This is a genomic window from Pseudoalteromonas sp. T1lg88, from assembly GCF_002964765.1.
Taxonomy (GTDB): Bacteria; Pseudomonadota; Gammaproteobacteria; order Enterobacterales; family Alteromonadaceae; genus Pseudoalteromonas.
On the sequence record NZ_PQCF01000032.1, the window covers coordinates 867,962 to 883,176 of the forward strand.

Below are 15,215 nucleotides of genomic sequence, written 5' to 3' on the forward strand. Positions count from 1 at the left end.
GTGAGCCTATCTGAGATGGAATAAGCACCTTATGGCAAAGAGAAAAATTCTCATTACAAGCGCCCTGCCTTATGCAAACGGTCCTACACACCTGGGCCACATGCTTGAGTACATTCAAACCGATATTTGGGCTCGCTTTCAAAAGTCCCAAGGACATGAAACCTATTACGTCTGTGCGGACGATGCCCACGGCACGCCGATCATGCTTAACGCACAGAAGCAAGGGATCAGCCCTGAGGAAATGGTTGCCAAGGTTAGCGTTGAACGCCAACGTGACTTTGCCGATTTTAATATCGAGTTTGATAACTACCACAGCACCCACTCGGATGAGAATAAGGCGCTAAGCGAACTTATTTATAACCGCCTTAACGACGGTGGCTATATTAAAAAGCGCACCATCTCGCAGTTGTTCGACCCGGAAAAACAAATCTTCCTACCGGACCGCTTCGTAACCGGCACCTGCCCAAGCTGTGATGCAGAAGACCAAAACGGCGACAGCTGTGATGTCTGTGGCGCCACCTACTCGCCGACCGAACTAAAATCACCACGCTCTGCGATGTCAGGCGCCACCCCTGTGCTGCGCGACTCAGAGCATTACTTCTTCGACCTGCCTGCTTTTGAAGGCATGCTTAAAGGTTGGCTGCATTCGGGCAGTATTCAAGAAGAAATGGCCAACAAGCTAGACGAGTGGTTTGCCGATGGCCTGCAGCAGTGGGATATCAGCCGCGACGCCCCTTATTTCGGTTTTGAAATCCCAGGCGCACCGGGTAAATACTTCTATGTGTGGTTGGACGCCCCTATCGGCTATATGGCCAGCTTTAAAAACCTGTGTGATAAAAACGGTATCGACTTTGATGCCTTTTGGCGCGAAGATTCCGACGCTGAGCTGTATCACTTTATCGGTAAAGACATTATTTACTTCCACAGCCTGTTTTGGCCGGCCATGCTTGAAGGCGCCGGTTTTAGAAAGCCGACCAATGTCTTCGCCCATGGTTTTGTAACCGTCAATGGCGCCAAGATGTCTAAGTCAAAAGGCACCTTTATTAAGGCTCGTACTTACTTGGATCACCTTGATCCCGAGTACTTGCGTTATTACTTTGCCGCGAAACTAAGCGGTGGCATTACCGATTTGGATTTAAACCTGGAAGATTTCGCCCAGCGCGTTAACTCAGATCTTGTCGGTAAGGTGGTCAATATCGCCAGCCGCTGTGCCGGTTTTATCACTAAAAAGTTCGATGGCAAGCTAAGTGACACCAATGCCGAGCCGGCCCTGTTGGCCGAGTTTGCGGCGGCCAAAGACACCATCGCCGAACACTATGAAAACCGTGAATTCGGTCGTGCGGTACGCACCATTATGTCCCTGGCCGATAAAGCCAACCAATATATTGATGCACAAGCGCCTTGGGTTTTGGCTAAAAGCGAAGACACCGCGCAGCAAGCCCATGAGGTATGCAGCGTTGGCTTAAATCTGTTCCGTATCCTGATGACTTATTTGCGCCCAATTTTACCGGGCATGGCCGCCAATGTTAGCGACTTCTTAAACGATGAGCTGGCTTGGGATGGTGTCGATAAGCCGCTGCTAGGTCAGCCTATCAATAAATTTAAAGCGCTGATGCAGCGTGTTGAAATGGATAAGGTTAATACCATGGTCGATGAATCGAAAGAAAGCCTGGCGCCACAAAGCCAAGCACTAGAGCAAGTAGCCGACAACGGCGAGTTGAAAAAAGATCCGCTGGCGGATGAGATCGAGTTTGATGACTTTGCCAAGGTAGACCTGCGCGTAGCCCTCATCGCCAATGCCGAGCATGTTGAAGGTGCCGATAAGCTGCTTAAGCTCACCCTGGATCTGGGTGGTCAGCAACGTCAGGTATTTTCCGGCATTAAATCTGCGTACAGCCCAGAGCAGCTGATTGGCAAACTAACTGTGATGGTTGCCAACCTGAAGCCGCGTAAGATGCGCTTTGGCCTTTCCGAGGGCATGGTGCTTGCGGCGGGCCCTGGCAAGGATGAAATTTATCTGCTGGAACCTCATGACGGCGCCAAGCCAGGTATGCGAGTGATGTAAACTCCTCACCAGTCAGTACAATGATTAAAGGCCAGCATAATGCTGGCCTTTTCTATTTATGCACCAAGATCACCTTGCCTATATTAGCGTTTTGCGCCAAACGCTGATGGGCTTGCTCCGCATCCCTCCAAGGGTAAACCGAGTCGATCACAGGCGTTAACTCACCACTGAGCATGCCCGCTTCGCACCTTTGATGCAGCTCCTTAACCAAAACCGTTTTATACTCGCTGCTGCGATTACGCAAAGTAGAGCCGATTATGGATGCACGCTTTTGTAATACCCTGGCGATATCCAGTTGCTGACAATAACGCCCGCCGAGCATGGCTAAAATGACGATTTTGCCGTCCTGAGCCAAAACCTTAAGATTGGCATTAAGGTAGTCACCGGCAACCGGATCTATCACCAAGTCGGCATTCAAACCCTCGGCGCGCATTTGTTCCCACCAATCGTTTTGACGATAGTTTATCGCCACATCTGCACCAAGTTGCAAGCAAGCCTGGCGTTTTTGCTCATTACCCACAGTGACCACCACCTTGGCGCCAAAATACTTGGCCAACTTAATCGCAGCAGTGCCAACGCCACTGGCGCCACCATGAACCAAGAGGGTGTGCCCGGCGCCGAACCCAGGATACTGGCGCAGAGCATCATAGGCGGTTAAAAACACCTCACAGAAGCCCGCCCCTTCCAAGGCGCTAAAATTAGAAGGAAGCGTCAGACAGTGACCCTGATCCACGGCCACAAACTGACCATACCCGCCGCCAGCACATAGCGCCATCACCTGTTGACCCAGCCATTTATTGTCGGCTCCTTCACCTAGGGCTACCACTTCACCACACACTTCTAAGCCTAAAGTGGGGCTGTCCCCGGGAGGTGGCGGATAATTACCCTGACGCTGCAATAAATCGGCGCGATTAACGCCCGCAGCACGCACTTTTATCAGTAATTGCTCTTTTTTTGCCTGAACCCTTGCTGACTCAACTATAACTAGCTGTTTATTTTCATTTAAATCAATTGTTAGCATTGTGTAATACCAAATTGTCGTAGTATGATTGAGGTAGTACCTGTTAGGATAGAACTACAACTAAAATAGTAATTATGAGCCGCTGCTGAGAAATTAACTAGAATATTTTTATTAGAATTTCTGATCAGCCGCAGTTTTAATGCTATCCTAAAAAATCTGCTGGGAGGATAGATTGATGACTCAATATAATGAAATTAAAACCGTTTGTGATGAGTTACATCGCGCCGGTACGCCAATCACACTGGAAGTTTTATTACAACGTGTTAACGGAGAACGCTCTAGCGTGCTTGAACATTACCGCCAATGGCGCAGCGAAGACCGCTCCGCTCGTCCACAAGATACAGAGCAGCCAGTCAAGGTAAGCGATATGGAAGTTGAGTTTTCAGAACAATTTGTGCAAGCCTTCAGGGCACAGTCTCAGGCTTTTGCCAATGCCCAGCTCGCCCCGGTACAGGCACGGCTAGAAGAAATGGTTCAGGCCGAGCAACTCGCAGTGCAAAGCCTGGATAACTTGCAGCAGCAATATCAGAAGCTATCCCAGCAAAATGAAGAATTAAATGACAAGATTGCCGCTCGTCAGGAGCAAATTGATACGCAAGCTGCCGAATTAGAGCAGCATAAAAATCAATTGGCCGGCGTTGAACAGCAACTTGAAGAAGCCCAGTCAGAAAACGAACAAAAAATTGCGACTCTGAAACAGCGTATCGATAACTTCGATAATGATTATGCGGCCCTTGCCCAAGAGCGTGATGAATTGCTGCAGCAACGTGACGAGCTTGCGCATAAGCACAACCAGCTAGAGCAGGAAAAATCTGATATCGACGTGCAAATCGAACGTTTGCAACAGCAGTTAGAAGAGCAACAGCCTTTAGTTGAGCGCATGAAGACTGAAAACAGCATGCTCAAAGAGCAAAGCGCCATTGCCGCCAAGCACCAAGAGAGCCAGCGCGAAGACATTCGTCAGCTGCGTGAGCAAAACAAGGCGCAAACTCAAGAGCTGCAAGAACTTAAAGAAACCCATACACAAGCCCAGCAGGACAATGAAAAACTGCATGAGCAGGTGCGTTTCTTAAAGAATAACTCGGCGTCCACCATTGAGCGTTTGACCGCCAGTAACGATCAATTCCAGCAAAAGATCAAAGAGCTTGAAGATCGCCTAGCGAATAAAGACTCTGAAGCTCAGGGTATTATTGATGAGAATAAACGCCTAGGCGAACAAATCACCTTCTTGAAGCAAAATTCAACTTCAACGCTGGAGCGCTTGTCTAAAAGTGCTACCCTGGCGCAAAGCCGTCTTAGCGAGTTGGAATCAAGCCTGGCTGAAACCCATGCCGAGCTTGAGCGTTTGCGTTCGGAGGACGACGAAGAAGCAAAAAAGTACATGGGTGATGGCATGAGCTCAGCCCAAAGAGCATAAAGACTAAGGCGCCGAGTAGGCGCCTTTTAACTAATTATGCCCTCTGCCATCACCGCAACTTTTCTCCCCTTACTTCCTTTTTCTGCTATTCCAAGCAGCGGCGAATAATCACTATCAGCAATGAAAATACCTTAAGCCGTTGCTGTGGTTAGCTTTATTCCAGCAGCTAGGATAGAGTATTAGGTACCTCTATTTTTTTGTGTCTATAGCATGAACTTACGTCAGGTCGATCTCAATCTGTTGGTGTATTTGCATATCCTTATCGAGGAGCGCAGCGTCTCTGCGGCAGCAAACCGGCTGGCACTGACACAAAGTGCCATGAGTAACGCCCTGAAACGGCTGCGCGATCTGTTTGGCGACCCTTTATTGGTTCGCAGTGGCAGTGTCATGATGTGCACCGAAAAAGCCCTGGCTTTGCAGCCCCAGTTAGAACACTTTCTGACCCTGGCGCAGGCTATCACCACACAAGAACAAGACTTTGACCCAAGCAGCAGCGAACATACCTTTCGCATTATGGCCAATGAGTTTTTGGTGGCTTCCTTGCTCGTGCCCTTTATTAGCGAGGTGCTCAGTGCCTATCAGGGCATTAATATCGACCTCATTAACCCCAGCGATGTCACCCTCAGTGAGCTTGAGCATGGTCAGGTCGATATCGCCATCGATCGCTTTACCCGTATGCCCGCCTCATTTCATCAGGCCACCCTGTGGCGGGATAACTATTGCTGCCTGAGTGCACAGCAGCACCCGCTGCAACAACGTCTGGATCTTGAAACCTATCTGGCCAGCCCGCATGTCTGGCTTAACCGCAGCGGTTTTGGTCCAGAGCCGATGATAAAAAACCGCGAGCCGCAAAAATTAGGCTGGGTTGATCAAGCCCTGGTGCAACTGGGCGAGCGTCGCAATATTCGCGTCTACGCCCGCCATCACAGCCTGATCCCCTCACTCTGTGCTAACTCGCAGCTGATAGCCACCCTGCCGAGACGCTTAGCGGAGCATATTATCGCCACCAGCAACGCGCCTTTGGCCCTGTGCGCCGTACCCTTCCCCATAGTCCCCATTGGCGTATCCATGCTCTGGAGCCCATTGGTGCACCATAGCCCGGCCCATATTTGGCTAAGACAACAATTGCAGCGGTACACCTAAGACTCAAACAGACAATTTACAGCATCAATACCAAAAATCGATATCATCCATTTCATTAATAGAGTGTTTGGCCCTAAGGTAAATATATAGCAACAACAAGCCGATGGAGGCACCCATGCTAAGACGCCAATACAAACACTACGACTGCATTCATATTAATACCGAATTAGATCTATTTATTCGCACTCAGCTGCAAGCCTGTGCTTCGCCCATGAACCTTGAAGAATTTTATCAAGCCTTGGCACAGCTTAACGATGAGTTTGGTGGCCGCTGCCGCGCCTGTGGCGACAACAGTGTGACCTTGGATGCGCTACGCGAGCACTACCCGAATGCCGCCAGTGTCAACAACACACAAGCAGATATTCTTGATGAAAACAACTGCCCCATTCCGGTCTCCATGCTGTTTATCCTGCTTGATGAACTTGGTCTGGCACCGCGATTAGGCAGCAAGGACGCCGCCCGCATACGTGCTCGCCAATTGCTCCAAGGTGCGATTGCCGCTTAACAAAAACAACCAAGGCTTTGTTTAGCATGGCAAGGCCTTAATTATGGCGGCGATCACCTCTTTTGTGGGTACGCCCTGCTCGAGACTACTGCGCGTATCAAGTTGAAACAGCTGTTCATGGCTGGCAACCACCTCAGTTAAAGCGGCAAACAGGCTTGATGCCGCCACGTCCAACTGCAAGTGCTCTAACATCAAGACCGCCGCCCAAACACTGGCACAGGGATTGGCCAGGCCGCTACCGGCAATACGCCGAAACGGCCCGTGACTGGGCTCAAACAAGGCCAGCTCCTGGTTGCAATTGACGCTCGGGATGATCCCCACGCCACCGACCAGGGACGCAGCTAAATCAGCGATAAGATCTCCTGCCAGGTTATTGCACACCATCACATCAAAACTGCCAGCCTGCTGCGGCAGTCGCTGCATCACCTGATCCAACATCATCTGCTCAACCTGTATCTGAGTGCCATCGGCACCGGGCAAAAGATAGTGCTGCTGACAATCACTTACTGTCAGTTGATAGTCTTTACGCAGGTAATCGAGCGCCCAGCGTTGGAATTGGCCTTCGGTGAGCTGCCAGGCATTACTTTTATGTACCAAGGTGATTTTTTTACGCCGCTGGCTAATGGCATAGTCGGCGGCTTGTTTTATCAGCCGCTCGGTGGCCGCTTGTGAGCAGTTTTTAATGGCCAGAGCGCAGTTATCGACAAAGCGTAGCCTATGGTAGCCAAGCTCCTGCTCCAATACCTCAATCAAACGTGCTGCATCCGGGCTATTGGCTGCCAGCTCGATACTGGCAAAGCTATCTTCACTGCATTCGCGAAAAACCACCAAATCTATGCCGTCGGGATTTTTGAGCGGCGAAGGTAAACCGGGTAAGGCCTTGATCTCCCGCATATTGCAAAACAGATCCAGCTCTTCACGCAGGGCAATGTTAAGCGAGCGAAAACCACCGCCAATGGCACTACTCATGGGCCCTTTCAATGCTACCTTAAGGTCACGCAGCGCTGATATGGTGGCCTGTGGGAACCATTCACCATCCCCCTCTCGGGCCGCCTGCTCGCCAAGTAATAATGGCTGCCAGCTAATTATCTGTCTGCCGTCATAACAGCGCTCGAGTACAAGATCCACTAACCCTCGTACCAAGGGCATCACATCGGGGCCTATGCCATCACCATCTATATAGGCGACCGCTAAACTTTGCTGCTGGGTCATAAGGGCGCTCCTGGTCACTTTTTTTAAGTTATACCAAGGTCTTAGTTACTTGGCTAATTTCGGGCTAGCGTATTGATTATTCATCATATTAATAGCCAGGCAGGAGGTTATAGCTGGGCCTAACATTTACATTTTTATATATATTTCATGGGTCTAAAATTATAGCGGTGCTAGACTCAAAAGGTTGATTAGTATTAGCGGTAACTTGTATGCGGTATCTAAGACATGGTTTACAACAAGCTTTTCGGCAGCGACCTGGGCAACGTCTAACCCTAGGGATCGCCCTGCTTCTTTCCAGCACAGCTTACGGGATAAACAGCAACAGCATTACCTGGCTCACCCTGGATTTCGAACCCTACTATATTTTCAATGGCACCAATGTCGGCCAAGGGCGCGATGAACAAGTGATCCACTTACTACAACAGCAGTTGCCGGAGTATGACTTTAAATATATGGCCATCCCCAGCAGCCATTTATTGACCGAGCTGCGCCATAAGCAAAGCACCTATTGTTTATTATCCCTGTATAAAACCGAGCAACGACGCTCTGAATTACACTTTAGCGAACAGTATTCCACCATAGGTTTATCACCGGCTCTGGTGATGCACAAAGAAGTGGCACAAAAACTGGGCTTAACCCCGGGCGCACCTCAGTCTCTGACCCATTTGCTGAGCGAGCATCATCTGCGTTTAGGCCTGCCCATGGGACGCTCCTACGGCAATGAGCTGGATACTGTGATAGGCCAGGTGCCTAAATCCCAGTTAACAACCCGACCCGGGCGCGATGTGCTTGCCAGCCTCACCTATATGCTGGCCAAAAAACGTCTCGATATCTTGCTAAGTTATCCCAGCGAATTTCAATATCTAAGCGAGAAAATGGGTTTAGATAAGCAACTCAGTATTTTCCCTGTCAGCGAGGCACCGGCCCTAAGCTATGGCTATATCGCCTGCAGTAACAATGAATTAGGAAAACAACAGTTAAAAGTATTGGCACCGGCACTGCAGCAGGTGGTGGCAAGCGATACCTACAAGGATGTGATGTTGCAATGGTTGCCCACGGCATTAAGACCACACCTACAACAAGCGCTGTAGGCGTGTGAGAAAGAAGGTTATTGACGCACGCCTTCGATAGACAGTTCAATTTCCACATGGGTCGAGGCCGGCCCCAGGTCTTGCTCTATGCCATAATCGGCCAGGGCAAAGCGTGTGTGGCCGCTAAAGCCGGCGCGATAGCCACCCCAAGGATCTTTACCTTCTCCCACCTTGGTTACATCAAAGCTGATAGGTTTTGTCACGCCATTTAGGGTGAATTCACCGCTTACCTTGGCATTATCAGCATCAGTAAACTCAATATTGGTGCTAGTAAAGGTGGCCGTTGGGTGTTTTTTCACATTGAGGAAATCACCGCTGCGCAAATGTTTATCACGCTCGGCATGATTTGAGTCGATACTAGCGGTGTCGATCACCACCTTGATTTTGGACTCATTCGGCTTTTGCGCATCATAGCTGAAGTCGCCAGAAAAAGTGTTAAAGCGGCCATGTAACCAGCTATAGCCAAGATGTTGAATTTTGAAATTCACAAAAGCATGGGCACCTTGGGTATCGATAACATAATCCGCCGCGCTGGCAGCACCACTGGCGGCCATCATGGCTGCAGCCAGAGTTAGTTTAGTTAGAGCTTTATTCACATTAATCTCCTTTTTTCGCTTTCAACATACGCACTAGGGTATGATCGCGATTAATAAAATGGTGTTTAAGGGCCGCCAAGGCATGTAAACCAGCAAGAATAACCAGGCTCCAGGCTGCGTATTCGTGCACCATGCCAGCAATATCTTCTTGGTTGTCAACAAACTCCCCTAGCGAAGGAACGCTAAACAAGGAAAAAACCTCAATACCGCGGCCATCTGCCGTAGATATAAGATAGCCAGAAATAAGTATCACCACCAATATCAGGTACAAAATGATATGCACCCAGTGAGCAAAACGATTTTGCCATATTAAGCTGCGGTCCACCGGCTGAGGTCGCGCCTGAGTTAAACGCCAGACCAAACGCAGCACCAACAGCATTGCTAAGGTCAGGCCTATGCTTTTATGCAAATCAACCGACCCTTTATACCAGCTGTCGTAATAGCTTAACTCGACCATATACAGGCCTAAGCCAAAAAGCCCAAAGACGGCGATGGCCATCAACCAATGCAAGGCAATGTGCATCCAGCCATAACCATGCTCAGTATTATTCAACATACTTCTTACTCCTTAGGGTCTGTTGACCTTTGTTGTTCGTTTCTGCAGCAGTTTGTAGTGTATTTATACAAGGCGGCACATGTGTGGTGTAGTTATTCTACATAAACATGTAACAACACAGTAGAAATGCGCTACAAGCGCTGCCCTACGGGTTCATCTAAACGCATCCTGCTCTGTGTTGCTCGCTATGTACATAGCGTGCTATGCATCATAACGATCGTCGTGATCAGAATGCGTTTAGATCGAACATAAAGTAAACCGCAATGATAAACAGACCCTATTACTCTAGCTTATCCCAGCCATTGCCTTGTGAACATGGCGCCTAGGCACCATGCACTGTGCGTATATGCACAATTACAAACTTAGTTGAAACAGCCAGTCCTCGACCTCGACACCGTCAATACAATAGCCATTGCGGGCGCTGGCGAGCTGAGTAAAGCCGCATTTAAGCAACAGTGCTCGCGACGCCAGATTGCCTGCAGTAACCGTAGCCCGATATTGTGCAATTGCAAAACGCCGCTCGCCATGGGTCAGTAAGGCTTGTAATGACTCCTGGCCATAACCTTGACCTTGATACTCGGGCAAGAGTAAAAAACCCAGCTCGGCGCTGTGCTCGCCTTGAGGTAAAAAGCCGGTTACTCCTATCTCCTTGCCGTTTTCGTTAAGTATCGCCCAGGCCCGCCAACTATCAGCCTTTGCCCCTGATGCCAGCCGGGCGTCAAAGCGCGCTCTGATCTGCGTGATTTGCGCGAGGTCGGCGACATAGCGCATCACTTCTTGATTTTGATGAAGCGCTACAAACAGCGGCCAATACTCTTTACTTAAGGGTTGGTGTACCAGTCTTGACGATTCAAAAGAATCTAGCTGCATTGTCATCTCCCTAAAACAAAAAAGCCGAGCACTAGGCCCGGCTTTCAAATTAGCATAAGCTTCTCAGTATTAAAGCTTTTTAACACCCATGTTATACAGGGTAAAGCCATAGATATCGGCGTATTGCTCGATTATCTTACTGGTCGGCGTGCCTGCACCGTGACCGGCATTGGTTTCAATGCGGATCATCACAGGGTTCTCACCCTGGTGCTTCGATTGCAGCTCGGCAGCAAACTTGTATGAATGCGCTGGAACCACGCGGTCATCATGATCGCCCGTGGTGATCAGGGTTGCCGGATAGCTGGTGCCCGCTTTTACATTATGTACCGGCGAATAGCCCTTAAGGTAATCAAACATTTCCTTACTGTCTTGCGCCGTACCGTAATCGTAGGCCCAACCTGCACCGGCGGTGAAGGTGTGATAGCGCAGCATATCCAGTACCCCTACCGCAGGTAAGGCAACCTTAAACAGATCCGGGCGTTGCGTCATCACAGCACCTACCAATAGACCGCCGTTAGAGCCACCACGTACCGCAAGGTAGTCACTTGAGGTGTAGTTGTTAGCGATCAGGTACTCGGCCGCAGCAATAAAGTCGTCGAATACGTTTTGCTTTTGCATCTGCGTACCGGCTTTATGCCACTGTTTACCATACTCACCACCGCCACGCAGGTTAGCCACAGCATATACGCCGCCTTGCTCCAACCAAGCCGCCGTAGTGGCCGAGAAGCGAGGAGTCAGGCTCACGTTAAAGCCGCCGTAACCATAAAGAATGGTTGGGTTTTTACCGTTAAGCTCAGTGCCCTTTTTAAAGGTTAGGATCATAGGTACCTTGGTACCGTCTTTTGAGCTATAGAATACTTGCTTAGACTCATACAACGCCGGGTCAAACTGAGCGCCTGACTTGTTATAAACAACCGAGTCACCACTGTTCACATCAAAGCTGAAGATGGTGCTTGGCGTTTTATAGTTGGTGAAGCTGTAATACAAGGTGGTTTGTTCTTTTTTACCTTCAAAGCCCGACGCCGTGCCCACGCCCGGTAGCGCGATTTCACGTACTAGCTTGCCGCTTTTATCGAACTGCTTCACCTGAGAGATGGCATCAACCATATAACGTGCGAAGAAGAAATCTCCGCCTTTAGAGATGTTCAGCACGTTTTCTGTTTCAGGAATAAGGTCCTGCCAGTTTTTAGGCATTGGATCCTTGATATCAACGGTCACTACGCGCTTGTTCGGCGCATCCTTGTTGGTAACGATAAACAGGGTATCACCCTTGTTATCCAGCACCGAGCTGTCGTAGGTCAGGTCGTCAATAATGGTAACCAGCTCGCTGTTTTCCTTGCTCAAGTCTTTAATAAACAGCTTGTTACCAGATGTTGAGACGGCCGCTGAAATTACCAGGAAGCGCGCATCCGAAGTCACCTCGGCGCCAACATAGCGGTGTTTTTGCTCATCGCTGCCACCAAAGATAAGGGCATCGTCTTTTTGCGCCGTACCCAGCTTATGGTAGTAGAGCTTATGTTGATCGGTTTTCGCCGACAATTCACTGCCCTTAGGCTTGTCATAGCTTGAGTAATAGAAGCCATCATTACCAAACCAGGAAATGGCGCTGAACTTCACATCAACCAGGGTCTCACCAATTTGCTCCTTGGTTTTGGTATCCAGCACAATCACCTTACGCCAGTCACTGCCGCCTTCTGAGATTTGGTAGGCCGCCAATGAACCGTCTTCACTAAAACTGATACCCGCCAGTGATGTGGTGCCATCGGCGCTAAAGGTGTTAGGGTCTAGGAAGACTTCCGCCTCACCCTCGCCCTTTTGGCGATAAAGCACGTATTGGTTTTGCAGACCGTCATTTTTATAGAAATAGGTGTACTCACCCTCGGTGAATGGGGCGCTGACCTTTTCATAGTCCATCAGGGTTTTTAGACGTTGCTTAAGTTCGTCGCGAAACGGGATCTGCTCCAGGTAGCCAAAGGTGACCTTGTTTTGCGCTTCGACCCACTGTGCCGTCTCGCTGCTCATATCGTCTTCTAACCAACGATATGGATCTGCAACCTGCTGATCGAAATAGCTGTCAACCACTTCGCCTTTACGTGTAATTGGGTAGCTGATGGCCGCTGCTGCAACCTGAGTTTGTTCTACTTTTTGTTCTTGTTGTGCGCTTGCCTCTGCAGCCGGTTTGTCGTTGCAACCAGCTAGGGCCACACACACGGCGACAGCCAGTGTTCTTTTAAGCATAAAAAATCCATTCTTGTTGTAATAAACCGACTTACGTTAGCGGCTAGACGGCCATTTGTCTAGTGTTGTGCGAGCAGGTACAAGGCGTGGGGATAATTAAGAAGGGCCAAAAAAGAAGAAAACCAACTCGACGAGCGAGATTGGTTATCTTTGGCTGGAAACCTATAACTAATTATTAACCTAATTGCGCAAAAACACCTCAACTGTTTCGTTATATAGATATACGCGTTTAGTATTATTGCACTTTTCGGGCTAATTAATGAGTAACTCAGGACTCTGTGCGGTCTTTGGGGCTGAGCTTATCGCGAAAATCGAGGATTTTTGACACGCCGGCACCGAGCTTCATTAGCGTGGAGAGTTTTTCCGGGCTTAAGCGCTGCAGTTCGGAGGCCCATTCGGTGATCATTTCCAGTAAATCATGAATTTCTAATAACCTTTGCTGGGCGTAGCGCTCCTGCTGATCCCTTGGTTCCTCGAGGAGGTTATCGCGCAACAGGCTCAAGGTCGGGTCGATTTCGCGCTTACGGCGCTGCTCAAATACACGGTTGGCCATTTGCCAAATGCTGCCCGCCGGCTGGTAATACTCTTTACGATCGCCCGGCTTATGCCGAGTGGCGATCAGCTGCCAGGAGTTCAGCTCTTTAATACCCATGCTGACATTACCGCGAGAAATATGCAGGGTTTGCGATAATTCGTTGGCGCTCAGTGGCTCCTCGCTAATAAGTAGCAGCGCATACATCTGGCCTATGGTGCGATTAAAGCCCCAGCGACTGCCCATCTCACCACAGTGCATCACAAAGGCCTGCATTTTATCTGTTAGTTCCATCACCAACCCTAAATGTTCATTATGTTCTGAAAATACCTCATCTTAACAACTCCATTCAAGCATCAACTACACTTAACCTGGTCAACATCAAATAAACCATGAAAAAACATCCTAAATACACATAGTTGCAGTTACAATAGGGACAATGTGATGAGAATCTCGCCTTCACAAACCTAGGGGGACATATGTTTAATTATTCCGGCGCCAATGGTTCATATCAACTAACCCGACAAGGAGATGTGATCGTCGGCCAGTTCAGCGGTGCCATCAATGAGCGCATGATAGCCACCTTCGCCACTCAATTAGAAACCCTGGTGAAAGAGCATCAGCTTGAACGTTGGGGTTATATCAGTAATTCCAAGGATGTGCTTGCCGCTACACCCGAGGCACAAGTGCTTATGGTGTCTGTGGCCGAGAAGATGTTTGCCCATGGCTGCCAAGCCGCCGCCTTTGTGATCAACTCTGCTATTGCCATCAATCAGTTAGAACAAATTCGTCGTGCCTTAGGGCGCGCCAATAGCGCCAACGATATCGTCTTTGAAAATTTCGATGACGCCCTTGTCTATATCCAGAATAAGCTAGCTGAAAACTAGCCTCCCGCACGTTTTAGTCGCGTTCAAAGTTTGGGGCGCGACGCCTCAATATATGCTCCATACCCTTGGCCAACAAAGGCAATTTGGTTGACAATCCCTGCCAAGACTCTAAGCTGCGCCTAAACAAAGACAATAGCAGGAAGGGTTATGAGCAACACCATTTATCCCATTGGCACACCGGGTGAACCCTGGGGCCCAGAGCACAAGCAGCAATGGCTTGAGGCACAAAAAGTGCACCGCAGTTATCAGGATGAAGTCGTCACCAAGATTCAGGCGCTAAGCGCTCAGTTTGAGATTATCGAATACGGACTGCTTGCTTATCAGCAAGACTACCCCCTCTTTGCCCTTAAGCATAAAAGTTGGCAGGCCGGGCGCCCTATTGCCCTGGTTACCGGTGGCGTACATGGTTATGAAACCAGCGGTATTCACGGTGCCCTAGCGTTTGCCGCCGAGCTCACCCCGGCGCATAGCGAAGCCTTCAATATTCTTGTGGTTCCCTGTGTAAGCCCTTGGGGTTATGAAACCATTAACCGCTGGAACCCGGACGCAATCGACCCGAACCGTTCCTTTTATGAAGGCTCGCCTGCCCCCGAAGCTCAGTTGCTGCTCGACTTTATCGCCCCTTTTAGCAGCGATGTGCTGGTACATATAGATCTCCATGAAACCACGGATACGGATAACTCGGAATTCCGCCCGGCCTTGGCGGCAAGAGAAGGCACTACCAATAACAATTGGAATATTCCCGATGGCTTTTATCTGGTGGCCGACACCGAGCGCCCACAGCCGGAATTCCAAAAAGCCATTAACGCCGAGGTGGCAACCGTAACCCATATTGCCGAAGCCGATATAAACAACCAGTTGATTGGTGTGCCCATTTCCGGCCATGGAGTGATTGAATACGCGGGGCGTAAACTTGGCCTCTGTATGGGCCTGACTTTAGCTCCTTATGTCACCACCACCGAGGTCTATCCGGATAGCCCACGCAGCACACCAGAAAATTGCGTCGCCGCTCAGGTTGCCGCCGTAGTTGGCGCCTTGGATTTTGTTCGCACTTTATAAACAGCGCTTAGGGTTACAACCCT

14 protein-coding genes are annotated in these 15,215 nt (G+C 49.5%); 7 read left to right on the forward strand and 7 right to left on the reverse strand.

What is annotated here, in order from left to right:
- Nucleotides 1-31 precede the first annotated feature (31 nt).
- Nucleotides 32-2,065: a methionine--tRNA ligase gene (metG, locus tag C2M34_RS15510; RefSeq protein WP_105259270.1), complete on the forward strand. Its 2,034-nt coding sequence runs from the start codon at nucleotides 32-34 to the stop codon at nucleotides 2,063-2,065.
- A 52-nt stretch (nucleotides 2,066-2,117) separates the two neighbouring features.
- Here the strand turns inward: metG and C2M34_RS15515 are convergent, their stop codons facing one another.
- Nucleotides 2,118-3,086, reverse strand: a complete 969-nt coding sequence (locus tag C2M34_RS15515; RefSeq protein ID WP_105259271.1) for an NAD(P)H-quinone oxidoreductase — start codon at nucleotides 3,084-3,086, stop codon at nucleotides 2,118-2,120.
- Between the two features lie 175 nt (nucleotides 3,087-3,261).
- On the opposite strand from C2M34_RS15515, the gene C2M34_RS15520 reads away from it, so the two are divergent.
- From C2M34_RS15520 to C2M34_RS15530, 3 genes are all read left to right on the forward strand, one after another.
- The gene (locus C2M34_RS15520; protein WP_105259272.1) at nucleotides 3,262-4,503 is read left to right on the forward strand and encodes a DNA-binding protein; all 1,242 of its coding nucleotides are present in this window, start codon (nucleotides 3,262-3,264) and stop codon (nucleotides 4,501-4,503) included.
- 210 nt (nucleotides 4,504-4,713) lie between these two features.
- Entirely contained in the window at nucleotides 4,714-5,646 is a 933-nt protein-coding gene (locus tag C2M34_RS15525; RefSeq protein WP_105213530.1) for a LysR family transcriptional regulator, read from the forward strand.
- A 115-nt stretch (nucleotides 5,647-5,761) separates the two neighbouring features.
- Nucleotides 5,762-6,151: a hypothetical protein gene (locus C2M34_RS15530; protein ID WP_105199795.1), complete on the forward strand. Its 390-nt coding sequence runs from the start codon at nucleotides 5,762-5,764 to the stop codon at nucleotides 6,149-6,151.
- Nucleotides 6,152-6,172: 21 nt separating this feature from the next.
- On the opposite strand, the gene C2M34_RS15535 is transcribed toward C2M34_RS15530, so the two are convergent.
- Nucleotides 6,173-7,363: an isocitrate/isopropylmalate family dehydrogenase gene (locus tag C2M34_RS15535; RefSeq protein ID WP_105259273.1), complete on the reverse strand. Its 1,191-nt coding sequence runs from the start codon at nucleotides 7,361-7,363 to the stop codon at nucleotides 6,173-6,175.
- Nucleotides 7,364-7,572: 209 nt separating this feature from the next.
- Here C2M34_RS15535 and C2M34_RS15540 point away from each other — a divergent pair, with 209 nt between their 5' ends.
- Nucleotides 7,573-8,454 (forward strand): TIGR02285 family protein, encoded by an 882-nt coding sequence (locus tag C2M34_RS15540; protein ID WP_105259274.1) that lies wholly within the window; start codon nucleotides 7,573-7,575, stop codon nucleotides 8,452-8,454.
- Between the two features lie 17 nt (nucleotides 8,455-8,471).
- Here the strand turns inward: C2M34_RS15540 and C2M34_RS15545 are convergent, their stop codons facing one another.
- The 5 genes from C2M34_RS15545 to C2M34_RS15565 all read right to left on the reverse strand — a co-directional run bounded on the left by C2M34_RS15545 (nucleotide 8,472) and on the right by C2M34_RS15565 (nucleotide 13,540).
- Nucleotides 8,472-9,050, reverse strand: a complete 579-nt coding sequence (locus C2M34_RS15545; RefSeq protein ID WP_267894362.1) for a YceI family protein — start codon at nucleotides 9,048-9,050, stop codon at nucleotides 8,472-8,474.
- Between the two features lies 1 nt (nucleotide 9,051).
- Nucleotides 9,052-9,606 (reverse strand): cytochrome b, encoded by a 555-nt coding sequence (locus C2M34_RS15550; protein WP_105199792.1) that lies wholly within the window; start codon nucleotides 9,604-9,606, stop codon nucleotides 9,052-9,054.
- A 354-nt stretch (nucleotides 9,607-9,960) separates the two neighbouring features.
- Nucleotides 9,961-10,476 carry a GNAT family N-acetyltransferase gene (locus C2M34_RS15555; protein ID WP_158681470.1) on the reverse strand — a complete coding sequence of 172 codons (516 nt, stop codon included), beginning with the start codon at nucleotides 10,474-10,476 and terminating at the stop codon, nucleotides 9,961-9,963.
- A 69-nt stretch (nucleotides 10,477-10,545) separates the two neighbouring features.
- Nucleotides 10,546-12,714, reverse strand: a complete 2,169-nt coding sequence (locus C2M34_RS15560) for a prolyl oligopeptidase family serine peptidase (protein WP_105259276.1) — start codon at nucleotides 12,712-12,714, stop codon at nucleotides 10,546-10,548.
- Between the two features lie 268 nt (nucleotides 12,715-12,982).
- On the reverse strand, nucleotides 12,983-13,540 hold the full coding sequence (locus C2M34_RS15565) for a GbsR/MarR family transcriptional regulator (RefSeq protein ID WP_105199789.1): 558 nt from the start codon (nucleotides 13,538-13,540) through the stop codon (nucleotides 12,983-12,985).
- 185 nt (nucleotides 13,541-13,725) lie between these two features.
- On the opposite strand from C2M34_RS15565, the gene C2M34_RS15570 reads away from it, so the two are divergent.
- Together C2M34_RS15570 and C2M34_RS15575 are read left to right on the forward strand one after the other, a co-directional pair.
- Entirely contained in the window at nucleotides 13,726-14,133 is a 408-nt protein-coding gene (locus tag C2M34_RS15570; RefSeq protein ID WP_105213524.1) for a hypothetical protein, read from the forward strand.
- Between the two features lie 147 nt (nucleotides 14,134-14,280).
- Nucleotides 14,281-15,192: a M14 family metallopeptidase gene (locus C2M34_RS15575; protein WP_105259277.1), complete on the forward strand. Its 912-nt coding sequence runs from the start codon at nucleotides 14,281-14,283 to the stop codon at nucleotides 15,190-15,192.
- Nucleotides 15,193-15,215: the final 23 nt, after the last annotated feature.

What these genes read in the sequence shown, in the direction of transcription:
- C2M34_RS15550 (WP_105199792.1), bottom strand. Translation starts at nt 9,606, where the DNA reads ATGTTGAATAATACTGAGCATGGTTATGGCTGGATGCACATTGCCTTG.
- C2M34_RS15530 (WP_105199795.1), top strand. Translation starts at nt 5,762, where the DNA reads ATGCTAAGACGCCAATACAAACACTACGACTGCATTCATATTAATACC.
- C2M34_RS15520 (WP_105259272.1), top strand. Translation starts at nt 3,262, where the DNA reads ATGACTCAATATAATGAAATTAAAACCGTTTGTGATGAGTTACATCGC.
- C2M34_RS15565 (WP_105199789.1), bottom strand. Translation starts at nt 13,540, where the DNA reads ATGGAACTAACAGATAAAATGCAGGCCTTTGTGATGCACTGTGGTGAG.
- C2M34_RS15515 (WP_105259271.1), bottom strand. Translation starts at nt 3,086, where the DNA reads ATGCTAACAATTGATTTAAATGAAAATAAACAGCTAGTTATAGTTGAG.
- C2M34_RS15555 (WP_158681470.1), bottom strand. Translation starts at nt 10,476, where the DNA reads ATGCAGCTAGATTCTTTTGAATCGTCAAGACTGGTACACCAACCCTTA.
- C2M34_RS15540 (WP_105259274.1), top strand. Translation starts at nt 7,573, where the DNA reads ATGCGGTATCTAAGACATGGTTTACAACAAGCTTTTCGGCAGCGACCT.
- C2M34_RS15570 (WP_105213524.1), top strand. Translation starts at nt 13,726, where the DNA reads ATGTTTAATTATTCCGGCGCCAATGGTTCATATCAACTAACCCGACAA.
- C2M34_RS15560 (WP_105259276.1), bottom strand. Translation starts at nt 12,714, where the DNA reads ATGCTTAAAAGAACACTGGCTGTCGCCGTGTGTGTGGCCCTAGCTGGT.
- C2M34_RS15575 (WP_105259277.1), top strand. Translation starts at nt 14,281, where the DNA reads ATGAGCAACACCATTTATCCCATTGGCACACCGGGTGAACCCTGGGGC.
- metG (WP_105259270.1), top strand. Translation starts at nt 32, where the DNA reads ATGGCAAAGAGAAAAATTCTCATTACAAGCGCCCTGCCTTATGCAAAC.
- C2M34_RS15535 (WP_105259273.1), bottom strand. Translation starts at nt 7,363, where the DNA reads ATGACCCAGCAGCAAAGTTTAGCGGTCGCCTATATAGATGGTGATGGC.
- C2M34_RS15525 (WP_105213530.1), top strand. Translation starts at nt 4,714, where the DNA reads ATGAACTTACGTCAGGTCGATCTCAATCTGTTGGTGTATTTGCATATC.